This is a genomic window from Ideonella sp., from assembly GCF_041914305.1.
In the GTDB taxonomy this organism is placed as follows: Bacteria; Pseudomonadota; Gammaproteobacteria; order Burkholderiales; family Burkholderiaceae_C; genus Ideonella.
The window spans coordinates 28,830-50,318 of record NZ_JAYSDQ010000026.1 but is presented as its reverse complement, the minus strand read 5'-3'; the positions used below and the strand labels follow the sequence as shown (position 1 = coordinate 50,318).

Sequence of the window (21,489 nt, the reverse complement as noted above, 5' to 3'; positions counted from 1 at the left end):
CCGTGTTCACGCGCTGACATTCACCTTGTAGCGGGTCCAGTCCTCTCCCTGGGTGAGGGTCGGGCGGTTGTCGATGACCTCGTTCAGTGCCTGGCGCGCGCCGTTGGCGCGCTCGATGACGGCACTGCAGGTGATGGACGTGGCCACGTGTTGCTCGGTCTCCACCACGTCGCGGATGGCCTGCAGCTCGGCGACCGTCCGCCCCGGTGCCCGCCTGGGCGCGGTGCTCGTTCTGTTGGCGACGGCGATCTCGGTGTCGATCTGGGCGATCTGGCCCGAGCGGTCGGTCGAGCCGTAGGTGGGCCGCACGTGGAAGTTGCGCACGGTCGAGTTGGCGTCCACCGCGTCCTTCACCGGCCGCTCGAAGCGGTACAGCATCGAGTCGGCAGCGCGGTTGTTGCTCTCCTGTGCGAGCGGCGTGAGGTTCTTCCAGTCGTCGCCGGGGCCGCCGATGTTGTGGTTGAGCAGGTGGCCGCGCACGTAGTACGACGACGCCCCGGTCTGGTCGTTGCGGCGCTTGATCAGCCGGCGCCAGGCGCGCAGCGTGGCGGTCGAGTCTGACGGCGTGCTGCCGCGCGGCCACACGCCCAGCGCCGCCCGCGTGATCACTGGGGCCGACACGTCGCTGCCGTAGCTGTCGGTCGCCGGTGGGCCCCAGGCGGGCCGTTCGCCCGAGGCCGGGGCGCTGCCCAGCAGCCGGGCCGTCACCACCGAGAGGTCGTTCAGCAGCGCTTCGATCTGCGCCGCCGGCGCTGCAGCGGCGCTGCCGGCGGCGGGCGCTGCGGTGTGCCGCGCGCCGCCCGAGGCCGCGCCGGCGGACACAGCCTCGTCCTGCTTCTGGCGCAGCAGGTCGTACAGCCGCAGCGCCTCGGTCTTGTCGGCGCTGTCGGGCTGCCGGGCGACGAAGTCGCGGAAAGGCTCGGGGTCGGATTCGAGGATCAGCGCGGCTTGCCGCCCATCGCCGCGGAAGTACATCTGGTGCCGCTCGCCGTTGCTCGAGCGGAAGGCCACGCGGGCGCGCCACCAGTCACGCAACGCGGCAGCGCCGCGCCGGGCCAGGTCGATCACCGACTGGCCGAGGCGGATCGCGCGGTCGATCACCCAGTCGATGGCCGCGTCCACGCGCTCCCGCAGCGCGCCGAGGATCTCGGCCAGCCGGTGCGCAATGCGGCCGAAGCCGAACTGGTTGGCAAGAAAGCCGATCGCCACCGGCAGCGCACGCGCGAGCGCGCCTTCGAGAAAGCCCGCAGCCTGGTCGATCTGCCCGCGGGCGATGCCGAGCACGCCGTCGAGCACGGTCGAGACGATCTCCAGCAGCTCGCGCAGGTACTGGATGAACGATTCGATCGCGTTGTAGATCGCGATCAGCGCGTTGACGATCGGCATGATGCCGGTCACGTCCAGCAGCGACAGCAGCCAGCGCGTCGCCACTGTGATGATGCGTTCGGTGACCCAGCCGATCACGCCTTGCACCACCGAGTCCCACAGGTTGGACAGCCGCTGCTGCACCTCGCGCCACAGCCCCGCCGGGCCCTCGGTGACGAGGATGGAGACGAAGCTCCAGACGCCGGTCGCGACGTCCAGCATCTGGCGCAGCCGGTCGGCCACGCCCTGGCCCACGCGCTCGGCCAGCCGCCGGAACACGTTGTCGACGGTGACCCCCAGCACCTGCAGCACGAAGCCCAGCACGCCGCGCAGCGAGAAGTCGGCCGGCGGCTCGATGCCCGCTTCGCGCGCCGCGCCGAAGAGCCAGGCCGCGATGCCGTTCAGCAGGTGGGTGCCGACGTTGTCGAAGAAGCGGCCGAAGCCCGCGCGCATCGCACGCAGCAGGTTGCCGAGAAAGGCGAGCGGGTTGGCCAGCACATCGCCGATGGCCTGTGCCGCCTTGGCCAGGATGCGCACCACCAGCTCGGGCGGCAGGCCCATGACCCGCAGCACGGCCTGGAAGAAGGTCCACGCGGCGCGCGCGAGGTTGCCGTCGACGAAGGCCTGGCGCAGGATCTCGAGCGCCGTTTCCTGCACCCGCTGCCACAGCTCGGGGTTCGAGAAGAAGGCGCCGAACACCGGGATGCGCGACAGGATCTGCGTGAACAGGAAGTCACGCACCGGGTCGCGGATGCAGGCCGGGATCAGCCGCCACACGCCCGAGAGCACCAGCTGCGGCAGCATCATCAGGTCGGTCACCACGCCGATCAGCCGGTTCACCGTCTCGAGCACGGTGCGAAAGAACGGCGTGAGGCGGTCGAAGCCCTGCACCAGCCAGTTGAACAGCGCGCCCACCTGCTCGCGCGCCCAGGCCAGCAGCCGCTGCGCCGCGCCCTGCAACCACCCCAGCGCGTTCGCCAGCAGCGACAGCAGCGGGCTCGCCCGCAGGCGGCCCATCCAGTCGCCGATGCCGGTGGCCAGCTCGCCGAGCCGATCGCCCAGCCACTGGCCCGCGTCGACGATCAGGCCGCGCACGCCGGTGATCACCTGCATCACCGAGGGCAGCGCGCTGGCGATCGCCTGCCGGTTCTCGGCCACCGGGCGGCCGCCCGACTGGCTCTCCATCTGCGACGCGGTGTCGCCGAGCTGCCCGGCCAGCTGCTGCATCTGCTCGCCCATGCGCGCCACGAAGGGCGGCGGGATCAGCGCCGCGACCCGCTCGGCCACGTTGGCCACCGGCTGCCACACGGGCCGCGTCTGCTCCTTGATCGCGTCCCAGGCTTCGCCGGCCTTGCGCGAGATCCAGCCGATCAGGCCTTCGCGGTTCTCGCCGGCGTTGGCGTCGGTGGGCTCGGTGCCGAACAGCTGCTCCTTGATCCAGTCCCAGGCGGCGCCGAGGTCTTCGCGCACCGGTTGCGTCCAGTCCCAGATGTCGCGCCCCAGCTCTTGCAGCCACCCCCACACATCGCCCGCCGTCTCTTGCAGCCACTGCACGGCGGGTGCGCCGTAGCCGGCCCAGATGCGCGAGAAGAAGTCGCCCACCGGCTGCAAGAACTCGGTCAACCGCGCCCACGCCGCGCCCGCCGTGTCGGCCAGGAACGTGCGCAGCTCACGCACCGCCTGGAACAGCGGCTCGCAATCGCCCGAGGCCAGCGCCGCGATGATCGGCTGTGCCCGCGCCACCAGGCCACCGAAGACGGAGGACAGCGTGTCGATCGCGCCGGCCGGGTTCAGGCGGTTCAGTGCGCCGGTCAGGCCATCGAACACGCGGCTGAGCTGGCCCTTGAGCCAGTTCACCGGCCCCTCGCGCACGATCGGCTCCAGCCGCGGCGCGTAGCGGCGCAACACGCGCCAGCCCTGGTTGGCGAGGAAGCGGCCGGCGCCGTCGAACAGGCTGGAGAAGAAGCCCGGGTCCTCCCGGGTCTCGCGGCGCACGGGCGCCGCATCGGCCGGCACCAGCGCACCCTGCGAGGCCCGGTGCTGGGCGACGTGGGCCAGCTCATGGGCCAGCAGGTGGCGGCCAGCGCCCGACTGCGGGGCGAATGCGCCGCGGTTGAAAGCGATGTGCTCACCGACCGTGAACGCGTGCGCATGAAGCTGCTCGGCCAACACGTTCGCCTCGGCACCGGTGTGCACCCGAACGCTGCTCAGGTCGATGCCGAAGCCGGCCTCCATCTCCCGGCGCACGGCCGCTGGCAACGGCGCGCCGCCGGCCTGCAACGCGGCGATGCGCGACGCGAGGCCGGGGTCCAGAGCCATGCCACGGTCTTCATCGACGCGGGCATCGAGCTCGCGCCACAGCTCACCGCGGCGCTCGTCATGCGCCGGCTCGACGAGCGGGCCGGGGGCCGCGTGCGCTGCGCTGCCCGTGCGTTTGGCGGGTGCGGCTGGCGTGGCCGGTGCGGCCGGTGCGGCGGCCTTGGCTGCCGTGGCCAGCGCCTTGGCCGCGACGCGGTCGGCGTGTCGCTCGGCCTCGTCGTGGGCCCCGCCGAGCTTGAGCTTCGGTCGCACCAGCAGTTTCGCCAGGCGAGCCGTCACGGGCGCACCCCGGGCCGCGGGCGCCTGGCGCTGGATCGGCGGTGCGTGTTGCATCGCGGTGCGCGTTGTTCGTGCGGCGCCGTGGCGTGCCGCGCGCGTTCAGGGCTTCTTGCCCGGCAGCGTGAACATCGCCGGCGCGACCGAGAAGCGAACGGTGTAGGGCACGTCGCCGGCGATGCCGGTCGCTTCGAACTGCGAGATGGGAACGGTCGCGATCGATTCGAGGGCCGTGCCGCAGTCGCCCGGGCACAGGTCGATCGTGTCGCGCACGGTGTAGTTGATGACCGGGAACACACTCAGCTGGCCCGATTTCGGATCGCGGACCACGGTCACCACGCCGTCGGCGAGCCGCTGGTCGTCGAAGGGCGAGGGCTGGGCGCCGATCTTGTTCGCCGCCTGGTCCTTGCCGATGCCACCCGCCAGGTTGCCCGGGATATCGCGCGGATGGTTGAAGTTCATCTGGTTGGCGCCGTTGGGGTCGTCGAGTTCGGCGATGGCTGGCGCGATCAACGACTTCAAGGCCCCGACCCAGACCGGGTTGGCCGCGCTGACCGGCGGCGGGGAGAGCTTCAGCTGCTTGCGAAGTGCATCCATCAGGAACGCGGAGGTCTTCGTGGTGGAGGGCGAGGCCGAGAAATCGGCGCCGAACTCGCCGGTCAGATCCTGCGGCGGCGAGCCCCCGCTCAGGTGCTGGGCCCAGAGCTTGGCAACTCTGGAATTGACGGCCGCCGCGATGCCCAGCAGCAGCGGGCCGCGCTGCTTCGCGAGTTGGTAGCGCGCGTATTTCTCATGCGGATACGGGTCGCAGAAGCCCGGCGGGCAGCCGGGTGGCGGCGCGCCTTTGACCGCCTTGGGGGCTCCGCCCTTGTTGTATTCGCGCTCCGCCGCGATGTCCATGTCGTTCAGGTCGGACTCTGGCGTGCGCTGCAGGCGTGCATCGCCACCGCCTTGCTGCAACGTGTGGGTGAGTTCATGCGCCATCAGGCGGCGGCCGCCATCGAGGCCGGGCTGGTATTCGCCCGCACCGAAGAAGATGTGCTGGCCCACGGTGAAGGCCCGGGCATGGATGGACTGCGCGAGTTGCGCGCTGTCGGTGTCGGCGTGGACACGAACCTGGCCGAAGTCCGCGCCGAAGCGAGGTTCGAAGAAGCCGCGTTCGCCCGGCGGCATCGGGCTGCCGGCCTGGCGCGCTTTGCCGATGCCCGAGGCCACCTGCGCAGGCACCACGCCGGCATCGGCCGCGGGCGAGGCATCGGTCGCCTGCCGCTGCACGGTCAGTGGGTCAGGCTCGGGCTTCTTCTTGCGCTGCTCTTCCTCGCAATCCTTGCACTCGCGCTGCACGCGCTCGGGCGAAGGCGCCGCGCGCTCGGGCACGGCCGCACCCATCACCTGCGCGGCCACGCGGTCGGCCTGGGCTTCCTGCGGGTCGTCGGTGCGGCCGAGCACGAGTTTGGGTTGCACCGCGTGGCCCAGCGCATGGGCCACGGCCTGACGGTTCTGTTCAGCGGTCTCGGGCGCGACCACGCGCCGCGGTGCGGTGCGGGCCACGCGGGCCGGTGTGCGGCGGGAGCGGAGCTGGAGCTTCATGGCGGGTCCTTCCCATCGGCGCTTGGCCGTCAGATCTGCGACACCGTCATGAAGTTGCTCGACGCGCGCGCGTGCACGGTGGCCACCTTGATGTCCGGCAGCGTCACGATGCCGATGATGTTGCCCTTGTCGTCGCGCACATAGACCTCGTCGCCGACGTTGCCGACCACGGTCACCTGGTTGGCCATCAGCAGGGCCAGCGGCGTGTCCACATGCTGGGTCACGTCGGCGGTGAACTCGTTGCCCTGCACCGCGAGCTTGCGTGCGACGAGCGAGTGGTTGCTGTCCGTCAGCGCGTTGCCCGACAGCGTCGCGCTCGACGCGCCGGCAATGCCGCCGCTTGGCCAGCTGTCCACGGGCGTCATGGGCACCAGGCTCAGCAGCCGGATGAGGGTGTTGCCTTCGATCGACACGGCGCCGCCGCCGGGGGCCACCACGTCCCTCGTCTTGTCCACGTGCAGCTCGGTGTTTGGCAGGGTGCCGGTGACCCAAAGGTCCAGCTCGTTCATGAAAAGCGTGTACCCCGCCAGCAGGTTGCCGCGCAGCGAGACGCCCATGCGGTGCGACGCGATGCCGAGCGCCAGGCCGGGGTAGAGCGTGAAGCCCCAGCCGATCGGGCCTTCTTGCAGCTGGGCGGTGAGCGCCTCGTGCGTGAGGTCCTGGCGCGCCACCAGGCGCCCGAGCTTGTCCATCTTCACCAGCTCGACGGGCGAGGGCTTGGTGATCTGGCCGGCGACGATGCGCGTCACCTCGGCTTCGGCGGGGGCGGCAGGCGCCTTCACGCGGGTCGAGGTGGTGGCCTTGGCGGTGGCCTTCGCCGCCTTGGCCGATTTCGCCGCAGGCTTGGCGGCGGTCTTGGCCGCGGCCGGCTTCTCGGCCTGCGCCTGCCCGGGGATCGAGCCCTTGGGCACCGGCTTCAGCGTCGGGGCGGTCTTGGCGATTCGCGTCACCAGGACCGGCGGTGTGCCGTTGGCGATCGCCATGCCCAGGTCGATGCGGTCGGGCTCGGGCAGCTTCAGAATCAGGTCGGCCAGGTCGGAGTCGAAGCGCGGCCGGTCGTGGATCTTGTCCAGCAGGTCGTCCGATGGGCGCACCAGCCCCGTGTCCTTGTCGCCGCCGGTGTCCGGGCCCGGCCCCGATTGATCGCCGACGTAGATCCAGAAGTCGAGCATCGTGTTGTCTTGCCAGTCGACGCGGGTGTTCTCGTCGCCGCGCTCGAGCAGCACCATCGGGCGCAGCGTGAAGGTTGACGAAGCGCGTCCGTAGCCGCAGCCCTTGCTGCGAATCTGGCCTGCCTTCAGCGCCAGCTGCGCGCCCTGAAACGGCTTGTCGTAAGTGGCACCCGCCATGCTGAAGGACAGCCCTTCCAGCACGACCTCGTTCGCAGCGAGCGTCAGCACCCCCGACAGCGAGACCAGCACGCTCGCTGCCGCGTGGCCACGCATGCGGATGCCGTGCTTGCCGGCCACGACCAGGTCGGTGGGCAGCTTGTGCTCGCCCGGCATCAGGCACAGCGAGATGTCGAGCGAGGTCGACGCCGCGAAGTCCGTCAGCACCTTTTCCAGCTGGCCGGGCGCCACGATGATCTCGCAGCCCTGGCCCGAGATCTGGCACAGCTTGTCGATCGCGTCCTGCACGGTGACCACGTTCGGGTCAGTCTTGATCTCGTTGCAGCTGATGCGCGAGCGGTCCAGCGGCAGGTGGGTGGCGCGCAGGTCGCACAGCAGCAGGCCCAACAGCTCCTGCACCTTGTGCAGGCCGGGCGTGATGGCCATCAGCTCGCGCAGCGTGCGCGAGCCCGAGCTGGTGCCGTCGACGCAGGCGTCCACGTTGGCCACGATGTCGCCCGCGTCCAGGTTGGCGGCCAGGTCGTCGATCGCCTGCTGCACGGTCAGCGGCGCGGCGCCGCCTTCCTGGATGTCGTTCCAGCGCGCCGCCAGCGCGGCCGGCGCATAGGGCAGCCGCGCCGCATTGAGGTGGCACATCAGCGCGTCGAGCATGTCTTTCACCGACGGGCTCTTGGCCTGGCCATCGAGATCGGGAAAGCCGGGCAGGGTGGCCGTCATCAGCGAGGCCACGCTCGGCGCCCCAGGCGTGCCGCAGCCGGGCACCGTGTAGCCCACGTCTTCGGCGCCGAGGCCGCACAGCGCGTCGAGCGCCGCTTGCACGTTCTGGGCGCCGCCGTACAGGCCGCTGCAGTGGTCGGTGAATCCCACATCCACCGCCCGCAGGTCGGTCAGCGGCGGGAAGCCCATCTGCCGGCGCCGCGCGTCGGTGAAGGGCTGCACGTTGCCGAGGTTGTCGGTCTCGGCCAGGAGCAGGTAGTGGTGGCGCACGCCGCGCGGCAGCTCGGGCGCGGTCTTGCCGAGCACGATGTCGCCGCTCTTGTCGACCGCCTCGCGCACCGCCACCTGCCAGTAGTCGCCGGCAAGAAAATGGCGCAGCGCGCCGCCGCTGCGGTAGACGAGCTTCAGCTCCATCAGGTCCAGCCGCATCAGCACCAGGTCGGCGGCGTTGTCGAAATACACGTAGCCGTGCGACGACGCATCGAGCGCGGTCGACAGCTCCGTGCCGCGGTCCCAGCATTGGCCGGCCACCAGCGTCTGCGTGTTGAGGTTGATCTCGGCGAAGCCGTCCCACTGCCGCACGAAGGCGTTGGGGGCGGGGCTGACCGGGCGGGAGAAGTCGTGCTGCAGCTTGCCGCGGCGGCGGCGCTCGGCCGGCGGGAAATGCTGGCCCGCGAGGTTCTCGGTGTCGCTGTCGAACCACTCCCAGATCCAGCCGCCCTGGTCGAAGTCGGCGGGGTAGGCGTTCCACGGGTAGGCCTCGGCGCCGTTGTCGCGCGACCACTTCAGCACCAGGTGGGTCTGGCCGCCGGTGACGAAGACCTCGTGCACCTCGACGCGGAAGAGGTAGTTGCCGATGCGCTCGTCGACGCTGACCTCGTCGGCGCAGGGGTCGCAGTCGTCGGGCTCGCCAAGGGTGGAGATCAGCTTCAGCGTGAGCGTCGAATCGCCCAGTGTCGGGTTGATCGCCGGGTCGAGCGGGTTCAGGCCGCCTTCGCACCACTTGACCTGCAGCATCGTGCGGGTGCGCGTGGCGGTGTCGGCACCGTGCAGGCCGGCGTCTTGCAGGGCCGAGTCTTCCAGGGCCGAAACGGGGCGCTCCCAGACATCCGCATAGACCTTCAGGTAACCGAGCGCGAAGGCGGGCGGGTTGCGGTAGTCGGGTTGCGCGGTGAGGGCGAGCTGGCCGGGCGCGTCCAGGCGCGCGGGCACGCCGTCGACATACAGGCGGCCCGGGTTGATGACCAGCTGCGAGCCATTGCGCACCACCGACAGCGCGCCGACGCGCGGTGCGCCCGAGGCCACCACGTCGCCAAGCGCGGCGTCCAGCCGCGTCTTCGTGATGTCGGCGGCCTCGTTGACATCGGCGTCGACGATCATCCGGCCCTGCTGCAGGTAGACGCCGGAGTAGCGCTTCGCGCTGTCGAAGGTGTCGCGGGAGATTTGGGTTTTCATGGGGTGGCCCTCGAACCTGAAGATGGGTCAGCGCGGCTTAGGGCCTGTTAACGCTACGGAGGCCCGTGCGAACGGTCCGTCCAGGGATGCAGGGCAAGGCGCCCGCCGCCGCCCAGGCTCGTGCCTGGGCAAGGTGGGCAACGACGCCGTGCGCCCTGGACGGTCCGTTCCCGAAGGGTTGCCACCAGAACAGCCGACCGCGGCGTTGCAAAGCCTCGCCGGGGCTGCACCCCGGCTTCGTTTTGCGCCTTGCGCTCGACTTGTTCTGGTGGCAACGCATCGGGTCTCCGTAGTGTTAACAGGCCCTGGGTGGCTTGCAGCGCAGCGACGTGTCGGGCACCAGCACCGGCTCCATGCCGACCGGCATGAAGTCGCGCAGCTTGTCGAGCACGGCCTGCTCGCGCAGCGTGTAGCGCAGGTCATGGCAGGCGCCTTGCTCGCCGCCGTCCTCGGCGCCGAAGCGCAGCGCGGCGGGCGCGGCCGGGTGCAGCACGGCGCAGCCGGGGCTGCCGAAGACCGTGGCCACGAACACCGGGGCCGCTTGGGTGCAGTTGGATGTCACGCGGAAGTCCGAGTCGGCCAGGTCCGACTGCCAAGGCTTGGCCGGCCCCTCTGGCACGCGGCTGAAGCGCACGCAGCCCGAGCGCGGTACGTCGGTGTCGGCCAGCGGCAGGTCCTTGCGCGGGAACTGCATCAGGATGCAGTCGCTGGCGGTGAGCCGCTCGGCCACCAGGCGTTCGAGCACGGTCACGTATTCCAGCGCCACCGCGGCGCGCGGCGCGAGCAGGTCCTTGAACAGGCAGGCCCGGGCGTCCACCGCCACGGGGTGCGAGGCGGGCAACATCAGGTGCAGCCGGCGCAGCGCGCAACCGACCAGCCGCACCGACCCCGCCACCACCTGCAGCTCGTTGTCGAACCACAGGTTCTCGAAGGTCCATGGGCGTGCGTCTTCGAGCCGGGCGATGCCGCGCAGCTTCACCGGCGAGGGCGTGGTCCCGCGCAACGTGACGGCGCCACCGTCGCCGCGCAGCAGCGTGAGCGGCAGGCCGGGCGGCAGCGGCGCGGTGCCGGTCACCGCGTCCTGGATCGCCGTCCAGTTGACCGAGGTGGCCTGCGGGTCGAAGAAGCCGTCGAAAGGCGCCGCGTGCAGCACGACGCGGCGCGGATGCACGTGGCCGCGCCGCCAGTCCGGCGTGCGCAGGTCGGCGGTGCGGGCGGACAGGTCCTGGTAGCTGTCGGGCAGGCAGGGCGCGCCGTGGCGCGAGGCCTGGCGCCACGACACCTCGTCGTTGCCGAAGGTCGTGGTTTCGGCGCCTGCCGTCCCAGGGGTGACACGCACCGCGCGCGAGTGGCGGCGCAGGTCGACCGTGCCGTTGGGCAGGCCCGGGTGCGTGGCGTACAGCGGCCCGAGGCCCGGGCTGTTCTTCATCGCGACCGTGGCCAAGCGCGGCTCGGCCTCGCCGAAGCTGGCCGCCGGCAGGCGCGCGAAGCCGGCGCGCGGCGTCAAGGCCACCAGGCGCCAGCCCTCCTGGGTCTCGGTGGTGAGGCCCGACACGGCCGCGGCGATCTGCTCTATCCCGGCCGTCGTGCCCTTGCGCTGCCGCCACGGCACCGCATTGGCGATCTCGGCGCGCTGGCCCGCCTCGAGCGGCGACATCGGCACCACGTCCAGCAGCTGCGCCAGGTAGGGCAGCACCCAGGGCTGGCAGCCGCGCCACATGCCGAATTCGTCTTGCCCCTCCTGGTCGGGGAACAGGTCTTGGTAGCGCTGGCGCAGCGTGCGGTACAGCGCCTGCTGCAGGTCGCCGGCGACCTGCAGCAGCCGTGCCATGTCGCCCGGCACGACGACCGTGCCGTCGGCGGCGCGGCGCGGGTTGTCGCGGTCGCGGTGAACCTCCGGCATTTGCCGGTACAGCACGCTCGGGAGGTCGACGGGGGTCATAGCTGGTAGGGCTGGAAGGTGACGGTCACCGCGGGCTGGTGCGGGTCCACATGGGCGCACTGCTCGGGCTGGGGCCGGATCGCGACGATGCCGCCATCGGCGTTGCGCGAGATCCGGTCGGCCAGCGCGGCCATGGCCGGGGTGATCAGTAGCGCGCAGTCGCTGTTCTCCACGCCTTGCACCGCCTCGACGACCGCGAAGACCTCGCCACTGAACAGCGGCTGCCCGAGCCGGCGCTGCGCGATGCCGAAGGCCGCGATCAGCGCGGTGCGCACGTTGGAGATCACGGTGTCGCCGTCGAAGGCGTCGGTGCGCACGCGAACGACGACCTGCAGGCCGACGATCAGCGGCACATAGCTCAGCACGTTGACGTCGACACCCGGCATCGCGTGCGACATCAGGAAGTCTTTCACCCGTTGGCCCAGATCGGGCGTGAACTCGCCGCCGCCGGCGGGGATCACGCGCAGCTCCAGCCGCTCGCGCTGGCCGCGGCCGGGCGGCAGCGCAAAGGCCTGGGCCTGCGCCACGTCGGCCCGGCTGCGTGCGAGGTACGAGAAGTCGGTCAGCGAGACGGCGCGCTCCAGCGCCAGCAGCGTGCCGGCGGCGTTGGTGCGCATGGCGTCGGCGGTTTCGCGTTCGCCGCCGCCGGTGGCCGCGATCGGCTGCACCGCCGCGGCCACCTGCGGGTGCGGCCGTGCCAGCTTGGCGAGCGAGAAGGGCGCCAGGTTGCCGGCCGGGCCGTTGTCTTGCCGGTAGGTGACGCGCACGTTGTTGGCGCCGGTCGGCAGCCGCCGGCCATGCGTGCCGTCGCCGAAGGCGATGCGCAGCGTGCCGTCTTCCTGCTGCCGCACCTGGTAGTGCGCGTCGGTCGGCCCCGATTCGTTCAAGCGCGCCACCTGGGTCCAGCGTTCGCCGGCCACCTCGACCTGCAGGTCGGCCCGCACCCCCGAGGGCATGGCCGCGTCGGCCACGAAGCTGGCATCGACCACGGCCAGCACGAAGGCCTGGTGGCTGCGCGTGCCGTCGCCGCTGCCCAGCACGCGTGCGGCGCGCGTCTGGCCATGGCCGGCGTCCACCACGTTGCCGTAGAGCACCAGCGAGGCGGCCGTGGTGCGGGTGGGCAGCGGGTCGCGCAGCGTGACCGAAGGCGCCGCGCCGGGCGCCGAGACCAGCTTCACGCGTGTGCGCACGGCCGCCTGGCCGTTGGACGCGATGAGCGTGCGGCCGGCGGCCAGCGTGGCCGGCAGCGCCGCGAGCGCCACCTCGTTGCCCGACAGCGGCGTGTCGTTGCGCTGCCAGCCCGACAGCCGCGCGGTGGTGGCGAAGTGGCCGAAGAGCTTGGTGCTGTGCAAGAAGAACGGGGCGCCGCCGCGATCGGTGAAGCCTTCGGCGGTGGTGAAGCGCGCTTCGCCGGCCGAGGCGTCGCTCGCGACCCCGGCGATCCGGCCCCAGGCCACGCGGTGGCCACGCTGCACCACGGCTAGGTCGCCGGCCGAGATCTTCTTCGGCACCGCCCCCACCAGCGGTTCGAGCAGGCGGCTGTCCACGCTTTCCTGCAGGAACGGGTCGGGCCGCACGGTGGTGATCGCTCGCGGCGGTGCCAGCAAAGCCTGTGGGTTGACCAGGTCGAGCTGCGGCTCGCCCCAGGGCGTGAGCACCACGCGGTCGGTGGCGGCCTCCCAGGCCAGCGTGATCGTCGTGCAGCCTTCGCCGGCGGCCTTGGAGGCCTCGGCGTCTCTCAGGCCCGACACCGGGGTGTATTCGGCGCGGATGCATTCGTAGACCGGCAGCACCTCGCGGCCCTCGACCTTGCGCACATCGGCCAGCCACTGCCCATAGAGCCAGCGCCAGTCGCCCGCGACCAGCAGCGCCTGCAGGCGGCGCCCATCTTCGGCGCGGCCGCGGCCGCCTTGCTGGCGCGAGATCGTCACCGCGACCGGGCGGCCGACGAACGCGTGCAGAAGGTCCAGCGTGCCCAGCGGCTCGTGCAGCACCAGCCGTTGCGGCGAGACGCGCTTCAGGCGCCGGTAGAACGGCTTCGCACCGAGGCGGCCGATGGCGACGATCTCGCCGGCGGCCAGGTCGCCGCTGCCGTCGGCGAGCTCGAGGGCGCGGTCGACCGCGGCGGCGCTGGCGACCGGGCCGGTGAGCTTCAGCCCCTCTTTCGGCTCGGCATGGACCCAGGTGCGCCCGACGACAAAGCCCGCGGCGTGGGCGAGCGGCGGCGCGATGGTGACCTGCGTGGCGTTGCGGCCGCCCTCGTCGACGACCGACAGCAGGCCGGTCAGCACGTGGGCGCTCAGCACGCCGTCGCCTTCGCGCTCGAACACCAGCGGCTCACCGAGCTTGAGCGCGTCGTGCGCGCCGTCGAGCACGAAGGTGGTGCCGGCCAGCGGCGCCGGGTTGCGGTCGTGGTCGAGGGCAAAGAGCGTGTCGAGCGCGGGGTCGGCGTCGAGGTCGGCCAGGGTCTCGAAGACCACCGGCGGGCGGCCGTCGGGCGGCGCGTATTTCACCTGCAGGCCGGCCACCACCTTGCTGGCGACGGCGCCGGGCTTGTGCAGCAGCGCCAGCGCGGTCGAGGCCGAGCCGGGTGGGTGGGGCGCGTAGTCGAGCATCGCCACCAGGCGACGCACGCTTTCCCACTGCGTGGCGGTGCCGATCCAGCCTTCGTTGGCGTAGGCATCGAGCGTGCCGGCCAGCACGTGCGCGGCGCGCGCATGGGCGCGCATCAGGTGCCACAGCAGGTCGTCCGGGTTCTGGCGGTACACGCCCTCCAAGAAGGCCTTGCGTGCGCTCTCTTCGGTCGCGGCGGGCGGGGTGAGCTGCAGCGTGCTCCAGCCCGGGAAGGCCTCGGCCAGCTGCACGCGCAGCCGCTCGAGGAAGACGGCGGCGTTGCCGTCCACATATTGCACGCGTGTCAGGCCGGCGCGGTTCCAGCGCGTCAGGTCGGGGGGCAGCGGGGTGGTCATTGGTGGAAGCTGTGAATGGACCCGGCGAGCCCGAGTGGGGTGCGCAGGGCGCGGCAATCGAGGCGCAAAGCACAGCCATAGCTCGGGCTATGGCGCACATTTGCAACGAAGAGTGGCGCGTCCTGAGCGCCACGAGCGGGTTTGGCGGGTTCGTTCACAGCTTCTCTAGCCCTTGCGGCCGCCGTGCAGCGCGAGGCGGTAGAAGCCGCGCGGCGGGTGTTTCGGGTCGTTGTCGCAGACGGCCACTTCGAGCCCTTCGAGCGCGATGCGGCCCGAGGCGGTCTGGTCGGCGAAGCGGTCGCCCAGGCGCTTGAAGCGGTTCAGGCAGACGTGCTCGACACCGTCCAGCGCCATCAGCGCCTGCACGATGTCGCTGGCCCACAGGTCTTCACCAAAGCGCAGGCGTCCGGGCTCGAAGAAGCCGCCCGGCCCGGTGCCCAGCGCCTGCTCGACCGCGTGGCGCACCTCGGACTGGAAGTGGTGCGGCGAGACTTGAACCGCCAGCCGCATCACCACGCCCACCTCGACCGCATCGGCCACCTCGACCGCCTGGCCGGCCAGGCGCAGCGACTCGACCAGCGGCGTCAGCACCGCCCGCACGCTGGGCTGCGCCAGGCGGTCCGGCAGGCCGATCTCGCGCTCGCGGTGGAAGTCGACGACGTCCCGCCACAGCGCGTCGGTGTATTCGCCCGGTGGGTCGAGCCGGCGCCGGTCTTTGGCGATCACGGCCACATGCACCACCAGCCACGAGCCGCCCCAGGCCGACCACGCATGCGCACGCTCGACCAGCGGGTGCTCGACCAGCCGCAACTCGTGGTCTTCGAGCGTGACCATGCGGCGCTGGGTGCGGATCAGGCGCGGGCCGGCCAGGCGCTCCTGGTCCATCTTGTCGGGGTAGTCGAGCCAGTACTGCTCGAGCCGCTCGATGTCGCTGCGCAGGTCTCCGGGCGCGGGGGCGTGGTCGAACGGCGGCAGCCCCAGGTCCTGGCTGCGGCGCAGCACGTCGTGGCCGATCAGCTTGAGCAGGCGGCGCACGGTCTCGGGCCGGCGCGCCGTTTCGAGCGCGAACTCGCCGGCGATGCGGTCCAGCATGTCCGACAGCTTGTCGTACTGCGTGGCCAGCAACTCGACCAGCATCACCTCCAGGTCGGCCGGCGTCCAGCGCGTGCGCGCCGGGAAGCGCGCCGCCAGGTCTTGCAGCATGAACAGCCGGAAGCCGTCGAAGTCGCGCACGTCCCAGTCGAAATCGTCGCCGACCTCGGGCAGCACCGGCGGCAGCACCACCTCGCGGCGGCCGCAGTCGGGGCAGCCGCCGGGGAAGCTGAGCACGGGGTCGGGCAGGCGGGCCATGGCGGGTCCTCAGAGGCGGAAGCGCGCCTGTTCGCGCTGGTTCACGGCGGCCAGCGCATACGACACGCGGATCACCAGCCGCGAGGCGTCCGGCGGCGGCGCGCCTTCGTCGACCTCGTCCAGCCCGACCTCGACCACCAGCGACTTCGGGTCGACCTCGCCCTTGAGCGCTTCGGCCAGTGCAGACGACAGCCGCCGCTGCGTCACCTGCCACAGCGGCGACGCGTTGGGCTCGAACAGCAAGGCCTTGGCACCCGCGCCGAACTCGGGGCGATGGGGCCGCTCACGCGCCAGCGTGAACAGCACCTGCTCGATCTGCGCGCGCACATGGGCCGCGCGGTCGGCCAGGCGCGGGCCACCGCCGCCCGGCGGGTCGACGACGAGCGGGAACGCGAGGTAAGGCGGGTCGGCCAGGCGGCGTTGGACGAGGCGGGCGGTGAGCGTCATGGGGGTCTTTCGAGGTTCGTGGTCAGGCGGTCATGACCTTCATCGACAGCGTGCTCATCTCGCCCTGCGGGATCGCCGGCGACGTGGGGCTGCCCGGCGCGGTGCAGGTGTGCACGTGCGTGGCGAACAGCGTGAGAAAGCTCTGGCCCTTGATGACGGGCTCGCCGCCAGAGCCGCCCAGCATCACCTGCTGGCCTTCGACGACGACCTGCGTGCCCTTGACGTTGATGCCCGAGGAGGTCATCTCGATCTTGTTGCCGTTGCCGTCTTCGACCGTGGTGCCCGACGACGACATCGTCACGCTGTTGCCGTTGGTGTCCTCGATCAGGATCTGGCCGTTCTTCGCGTCGAGCGTGACCTTGCCGCCGCCCTGGTCGGTGAGGGCGAGGTTGCCGTCTTTGTCGATCAGCATCTGCGCGCCGCCGCTGTGGGTCAGCGACAGGTGCTCGTCGTCGTCCTTGTCTTCCAGCACGAACGCGTGGCCCTTGGGCGTCTTCAGCAGCGTCGTGGTGGGCGGGTCCAGCACCTCGGCCGGCACGTCGGACGCCTGCTGCCAGAAGGTGCCGGTCCAGACCGGGTAGTTCACGTCGCCGCCCTCGAACTCGACCCAGACCTGCGCGCCCACCTGCGGCACCCAGAACCAGCCGGTGGCCTGCAGGCCGCCGCAGGGGAAGCACGGCAGCGCCCAGTCCGAGGTTTGGTCGCCCAGCAGCGCGGGCACCGAGACCTTGACGCGGCCGCGCTTGTCCGGGTCCTGGTTGTCGACCACCGCGCCGCGGTACTTGCCGTAGGCGCGGCGGTCGCGCAGGACCTGGGCCAGTCGTTCGTCGATGCCGGGCATGGCCTGGGTCCTCAGAAGATGGCCGCCAGCGAGGCGCCGATCGGGGCGGTGTCGCCCAGGTTGTCGCCCCAGGCGTTGCGCAGCAGCTTGAAGCGCTGGCGGTAGCCCAGCGAGGTGAAGGCGTGGGTCACGGTGTCGACATACCAGATGCCCGAGAAGCGGCTGCCCAGCCCGTCCACACCCACGGTGCCGCCGGCCAGCAGCACGTGGCCGTAGAGCGTGCCGTCGAGCTCGCCCTCGGCCTGGATCTTGTGGATGTCGAAATCATTGGCCTTGCGTTGCGCCACGTCGCGCAGGCGCGAGGCATCGGCACCGGCTTCGCCCGACAGGCGCCAGACGAAGGGCGCCAGGCCGCGGTCGGCGCTGGTCGCGTGGGTCTTGCCCAGCAGCGGCAGGTTGGGGTCGACGGTCTCCTGGGTCGGCTGGTCGCCGGTGGCCGCGGGCGCGTCGTAGGCCACCGCGTCGGCCTGGTGCGAGTCGGTGGTCGCGGTCAGCGACAGGCAGTTGGTGTCGGCGCCGGCGTAGACCATCAGCGTCTCCTGCGGCTGGCGTTGCAGGCGCATCGGGCCGAAGTAGACCTCGCCCTCGCGGAACAGCAGCTCGTAGCCGTTGGCCTCGGCGCGCGCCTTGAGGAACTCGATGTCGGTGCCGTCCTGGTTGAGGTTGACCAGGCCCGACTGGCCGCGGCCGCAGTCGGGCGCGGTGGACAGCGGCGAATAGGTCGACACCAGCTCGGACAGCAGGCTCGCATCGGACGCGGGCACCTGCTCGGTGCCCCAGGTGCGGCGCTTGTGCTCGCGGTCCATCTGCAGCGAGTCGTCCTGGCACTCGACGACCAGGCGCGCGCCGCCGGCGTCTTCGGGGTACTCGGCGCGCACCTGGCGAATGAAGCCGCGGAAGACCTCTTCTTCACGCGCGCCGAACACCGCGGCCAGGCGGATCGGCTTCCACTCGACCAGCACCGGGTCGTCGCCGCCGAAGGTCGACGAGGCGGCGTCCTGCACCAGCCAGCGGCCCTGCTCGTCGCGCCGGGTCTCGAAGGTCAGCGTGGCGGTGGCGGGCTGGGTGCGGCTGGTCTCGACCTGCACCTCGATCAGGAAGGGGTACAGGTCGTCGATCGGCTGCTGGTCGACCTCTACCACGCACTCGGCCGGCGCACGTTCCTTGCCTGAGAGCAGCCCGGCGAGATCGAAGCCCAAGATGTTGCTCCTCGGTGGCCGCCGCTCACTCGCGGGCGCGCGGGATCAGCGCCACGACGCCGAAGTCTTCGGCGGTGGGCGACGGGTCTTCGGTGCCGCCGGCACCGGGGGGCGGGCGCAGGCCCGGGGCTTCGAGCTCGAGCGCGCACAGCAGGTCGGCGTTGGCATCGACGATGCGCCACCACAGGCGGCTGTCGTTGAAGTAATGCGTCGCGAGCCAGTCCAGTCGTTCGCCCGGTTGCAGGCCGTGCTCCAGCACGCCGGTGGCCGCGCCGATCCAGCGCGGGCGCACGCCCTTGAACGGCACGCTGCCGTCGGGCAGCGGATCGAAGCGGTGGGCGGGCAGGTAGCGTGAGTCCTTCAGGAACATCAGAACAGCCCTCCGATGGCGGCCGCCGCGGTGCGGCCGGTGTTGAGTGCGGCGGACATCGTCTGGCGCAGCTTCTCGGCTGCGTAGAACGGGTTGTTGCCTTCGATGACCTGCAGCGTCAGCTTCACGGTGGCGCGGTAGGGCACGAGCGAAGGCAGGTGCGCCGACTCGGTGACATCCACCGCCTTCAGGAACACCGGCAGCACATGCGTGCCCCAGACGAACAGCAGCACCGACGCGGTGAGGTTGCGCTGGAAGGCCCGCGCGCCGCCCTGGCCGAGGCTGGCAAGCATCTGCAGGCCACCAGGGCCCTGGGTCTTGGGCTCGACCATGCTGCGCAGCGTGTCGAGCTCGGGCTCGATGCCGAAGTCGCGCGCCACCATCTCGTTCTTGTTCATGCGGTCGGTGGCGTCCAGCAGGATCTCGACGTCGAAGCTCTCGGGCTCGATCGACACGCCCTGCGCGACGCGCGCGGTCTCGGTGGGCAGCGTGAAGTCGTAGCCGCCGCGCGTGGCCGGCGTGTTGCCCAGCGTGATCGTGACGGCGCGGTTGCGCGTGATCTGCTGCGGGTTGAACTCGAACGCCAGCACCAGCGGCGGCAGCGCCAGCGCGTACTCGACCAGGAAACCGCGGCTCTCGTTCAGCATGGGCCGTCTCCCGTGGGGGCGGTGTGCGGCGCGACCAGCGCCGCGACATGCGCGGCGATCTGCTGCGCGATGTGGTGGTCCGAGCGCGCCGCGTCCACCCGCAGCGGCGCGGCCTGCAGCTGCGGCACGGCGCCTTGGCCGCCCAGGCCGTGCGCGGCCAGCGCCTGCGCGGTCAGGCGGGCGATGCGCGCGGCGCGCGGGCCGAAGCCGGCGGGCAGTGTCAGCGCCAGGTGGTCGATCTCAAGCACGGGCCAGCTCCTCGGGTAGGTAGGGCGCCAGCGCGCCGAGCTCGGTGCGCGCCACTTCGCGGCCGTCTTTCGACAGCTCGCGCCACACGCCCAGCGCCACATGCGGCAGGCCGATCGGCGTGTCGGCGCCGGCGGCGAGGTAGGCCGCATGCAGCGCCGCGTTGCGGATCTGGCCGCCGGTGAGCGCGGCGCAGTCGGCCAGCCAGGCCGGGTCGACACCGGGCTCGCGCGGCGCCCGCGGCGGCAGCAGCCGCTGCCACAGCGCGGCGCGGGCGGTGATGTCGGGCCGCGGGAACTCGATCACCACCTGCAGCCGGCGGGTGAAGGCCGAGTCGAGCTGGCGCCGCAGGTTGGTGGTGAGGATGCAGGGGCCCTGGTGCGTCTCGATGCGCGAGAGCAGGTGGCTCACCTCCATGTTGGCGTAGCGGTCGCGTGCCTCTTTCACCTCGCCGCGCTTGGCAAACAGCGCGTCGGCCTCGTCGAACTGCAGCACCATCGGGCGGCCGTGGGCGGCATCGAACAGGCGGTTGAGGTTCTCTTCGGTTTCGCCGACGTACTTGCTGACCACGCGGCCAAGGTCGACGCGGTACAGCGGCCAGTGGCCCAGGCAGTTGGCGACCACGCTGGCGGCCAGCGTCTTGCCGGTGCCCGACGGGCCCGAGAACAACGCGACCGGGCCACCCACCGAGGCCCCGCCCCAGCGGTCGACCACGGTGGCACGGTGGCGCACCCACAGCAGGTACTCGTGCAGCATCGCGCGACGGTCGGGCGGCAGCACCAGGTCGTCCCAGCCGGCCTGCAGCGGTACCAGCTCGGCGCCGGGCGGCGGTGGCGGCGTCCAGTCGCGGCCGGCCAGGCGCGCGAGCAGCGCCGGCTCGGGCAGCAGCGGCTGGTACGCCCCCTCCTGGTCGACGCGCACCAGCCGGCGCCGGCGCGGCAGGCCCTGGGGCGATAGCGCATCCGACAGCAGGTGCGCGCGGCCGGCGTCGAGCGCGAGCAGCTCTTGCAGCAGCGCGCGGCTCGGGTACGGCGAAGCATTGCCACCGGCACCGGCCTGCAGCTGCTGGAAGGCGCCGCCCAGGCTAGGCTCGAACTCCGGCGCCGCCACCGCGGCGAGCACGTCGAACTCGGGGCCGGAGGCGGTGGGCGCGTCCGCGCCGGTGCCGCCCAGCACCTGCGTCCACGCGCCGCCCGGGGCCCGCAGGTTGTCGACCAGGGCCTTCAGGCGCGCGAGCTGCTGCAGGTCTTCGTCGGCCAGCGCGTGGCCCTGGCGCGTCTGCATCAGGCAGTAGGCGAGCAGCAGCAGGCGCTCCCACTCGGGTTCGAGCAGGGCGGCGGGCAAAAGGTCGACGCGGGGGGCGTTCATGCGGGCCTCGTCATGGCGCGTGCAGCGTCACGAGCACGGGGTTGCTGCGCACGGTGATTTGCACCCCATCGGCCGCGCGCGTGACCAGGCGTTCGGCATAGAGCGCGAGCTGGCCCGGCCGGTCGTCGAAGGGCAGCGTGGTGGCCCGCGTGGTGGCCGAGCCGACCGCGTCCGGGTCGAGCGCCGCATCGGCGATCAGCAGCGGCCCGCCCGGGGCCTGCGTCTGCCAGCCGGCGGCGGCCTCCCAGGTCTCCCAGCGCAGCTGTGCGCTGCTGCCCGGCGCGCCGGCGATCCAGGCCTCGGGGGCGAAGGCGGTGAGCTCGGCGCTGCCCACGGCGAACGAGACCGACAACAGGCACGCGCTGTCGTCGACCAGGCACAGCGCCGGGGCCCAGGTTTCGGGGCCGGTGTCGGGCCGCATGAGGCCGACCATCGGGACGGCGGTGCGCATGGCCGCCGTCGGGCCGGCGTGCCGCGCGGCCATCGTGCCGCGGGCTTCGAAACCGAGGCCGCCCACGCGCGGCGCGGGGATGGTGGGTGTGCGCGGCAGCACCGGCGCGAGCGACAGCTCGAACAGCGCCGAGGGCCGGTAGACGGTGTCGCCCTGGGTCGACCAGAGCTGGTTGAGCTGGTCGAGGCCGAGCGTGAGAAAGACCGCCTGCAGCCGCCACGGCTCGCCGTCGACATCGACATCGAACTCGGGGCTCTCGTGAAAGAAGCGCATCAGCTCGCCGAGCACACGCAGGTCGTTTTCGCCGGCGGCGATGGTGTCGTCATCGAGGCAGAAGGGCGTCATCAGGCAGTGCGCACGAACCAGCCACGGGTCGCCCGGCAGGTTGTCGGGGAAGAAGCCCGACGGCTCGAAGCGAAAGAAGAACAGGTTCAGGCGATGGCCGGTGTCGCCGTCCACCTGTGACCCGACGGCCGGCGTGCCGATGACGACGTTGATGCGCGAGTGCGCCGACTGGTTGATGCCCGTGCCGACGAGCTGGCCCACGGCCCGGCAGACCTGCGACAACGAGGAGATCGCGACCGCCAT

The 21,489-nt window shown here is 71.7% G+C and carries 14 protein-coding genes; all 14 read right to left on the bottom strand.

The window, feature by feature from the left end:
• Nucleotides 1-6 precede the first annotated feature (6 nt).
• The gene (locus ACE3SG_RS26240) at nt 7-4,017 is read right to left on the bottom strand and encodes a DUF4157 domain-containing protein (protein WP_374569201.1); all 4,011 of its coding nucleotides are present in this window, start codon (nt 4,015-4,017) and stop codon (nt 7-9) included.
• Nucleotides 4,018-4,062: 45 nt separating this feature from the next.
• Nucleotides 4,063-5,550 (bottom strand): DUF4157 domain-containing protein, encoded by a 1,488-nt coding sequence (locus ACE3SG_RS26235; RefSeq protein ID WP_374569200.1) that lies wholly within the window; start codon nt 5,548-5,550, stop codon nt 4,063-4,065.
• 29 nt (nt 5,551-5,579) lie between these two features.
• Entirely contained in the window at nt 5,580-9,071 is a 3,492-nt protein-coding gene (locus ACE3SG_RS26230; protein WP_374569199.1) for a DUF6519 domain-containing protein, read from the bottom strand.
• Between the two features lie 295 nt (nt 9,072-9,366).
• Nucleotides 9,367-11,013: a phage tail protein gene (locus ACE3SG_RS26225; protein ID WP_374569198.1), complete on the bottom strand. Its 1,647-nt coding sequence runs from the start codon at nt 11,011-11,013 to the stop codon at nt 9,367-9,369.
• Nucleotides 11,010-13,982, bottom strand: coding sequence for a hypothetical protein (locus tag ACE3SG_RS26220; protein WP_374569197.1), 2,973 nt, complete (start codon nt 13,980-13,982; stop codon nt 11,010-11,012). Before ACE3SG_RS26220 ends, ACE3SG_RS26225 begins: the two co-directional genes overlap by 4 nt.
• A 165-nt stretch (nt 13,983-14,147) precedes the next feature.
• On the bottom strand, nt 14,148-15,332 hold the full coding sequence (locus ACE3SG_RS26215) for a hypothetical protein (RefSeq protein WP_374569196.1): 1,185 nt from the start codon (nt 15,330-15,332) through the stop codon (nt 14,148-14,150).
• A 9-nt stretch (nt 15,333-15,341) separates the two neighbouring features.
• Nucleotides 15,342-15,779 carry a GPW/gp25 family protein gene (locus ACE3SG_RS26210; RefSeq protein WP_374569195.1) on the bottom strand — a complete coding sequence of 146 codons (438 nt, stop codon included), beginning with the start codon at nt 15,777-15,779 and terminating at the stop codon, nt 15,342-15,344.
• Nucleotides 15,780-15,801: 22 nt separating this feature from the next.
• Nucleotides 15,802-16,620 carry a phage baseplate assembly protein V gene (locus ACE3SG_RS26205; protein WP_374569194.1) on the bottom strand — a complete coding sequence of 273 codons (819 nt, stop codon included), beginning with the start codon at nt 16,618-16,620 and terminating at the stop codon, nt 15,802-15,804.
• An 11-nt stretch (nt 16,621-16,631) separates the two neighbouring features.
• Entirely contained in the window at nt 16,632-17,819 is a 1,188-nt protein-coding gene (locus ACE3SG_RS26200) for a phage late control D family protein (protein ID WP_374569193.1), read from the bottom strand.
• 25 nt (nt 17,820-17,844) lie between these two features.
• The gene (locus ACE3SG_RS26195) at nt 17,845-18,189 is read right to left on the bottom strand and encodes a hypothetical protein (RefSeq protein ID WP_374569192.1); all 345 of its coding nucleotides are present in this window, start codon (nt 18,187-18,189) and stop codon (nt 17,845-17,847) included.
• Nucleotides 18,189-18,836, bottom strand: a complete 648-nt coding sequence (locus ACE3SG_RS26190; protein WP_374569191.1) for a hypothetical protein — start codon at nt 18,834-18,836, stop codon at nt 18,189-18,191. Before ACE3SG_RS26190 ends, ACE3SG_RS26195 begins: the two co-directional genes overlap by 1 nt.
• The gene (locus ACE3SG_RS26185; protein WP_374569190.1) at nt 18,830-19,084 is read right to left on the bottom strand and encodes a hypothetical protein; all 255 of its coding nucleotides are present in this window, start codon (nt 19,082-19,084) and stop codon (nt 18,830-18,832) included. Before ACE3SG_RS26185 ends, ACE3SG_RS26190 begins: the two co-directional genes overlap by 7 nt.
• Nucleotides 19,077-20,450: an ATP-binding protein gene (locus tag ACE3SG_RS26180; protein WP_374569189.1), complete on the bottom strand. Its 1,374-nt coding sequence runs from the start codon at nt 20,448-20,450 to the stop codon at nt 19,077-19,079. Before ACE3SG_RS26180 ends, ACE3SG_RS26185 begins: the two co-directional genes overlap by 8 nt.
• A 10-nt stretch (nt 20,451-20,460) precedes the next feature.
• Nucleotides 20,461-21,489 carry a Pvc16 family protein gene (locus tag ACE3SG_RS26175; protein ID WP_374569188.1) on the bottom strand — a complete coding sequence of 343 codons (1,029 nt, stop codon included), beginning with the start codon at nt 21,487-21,489 and terminating at the stop codon, nt 20,461-20,463.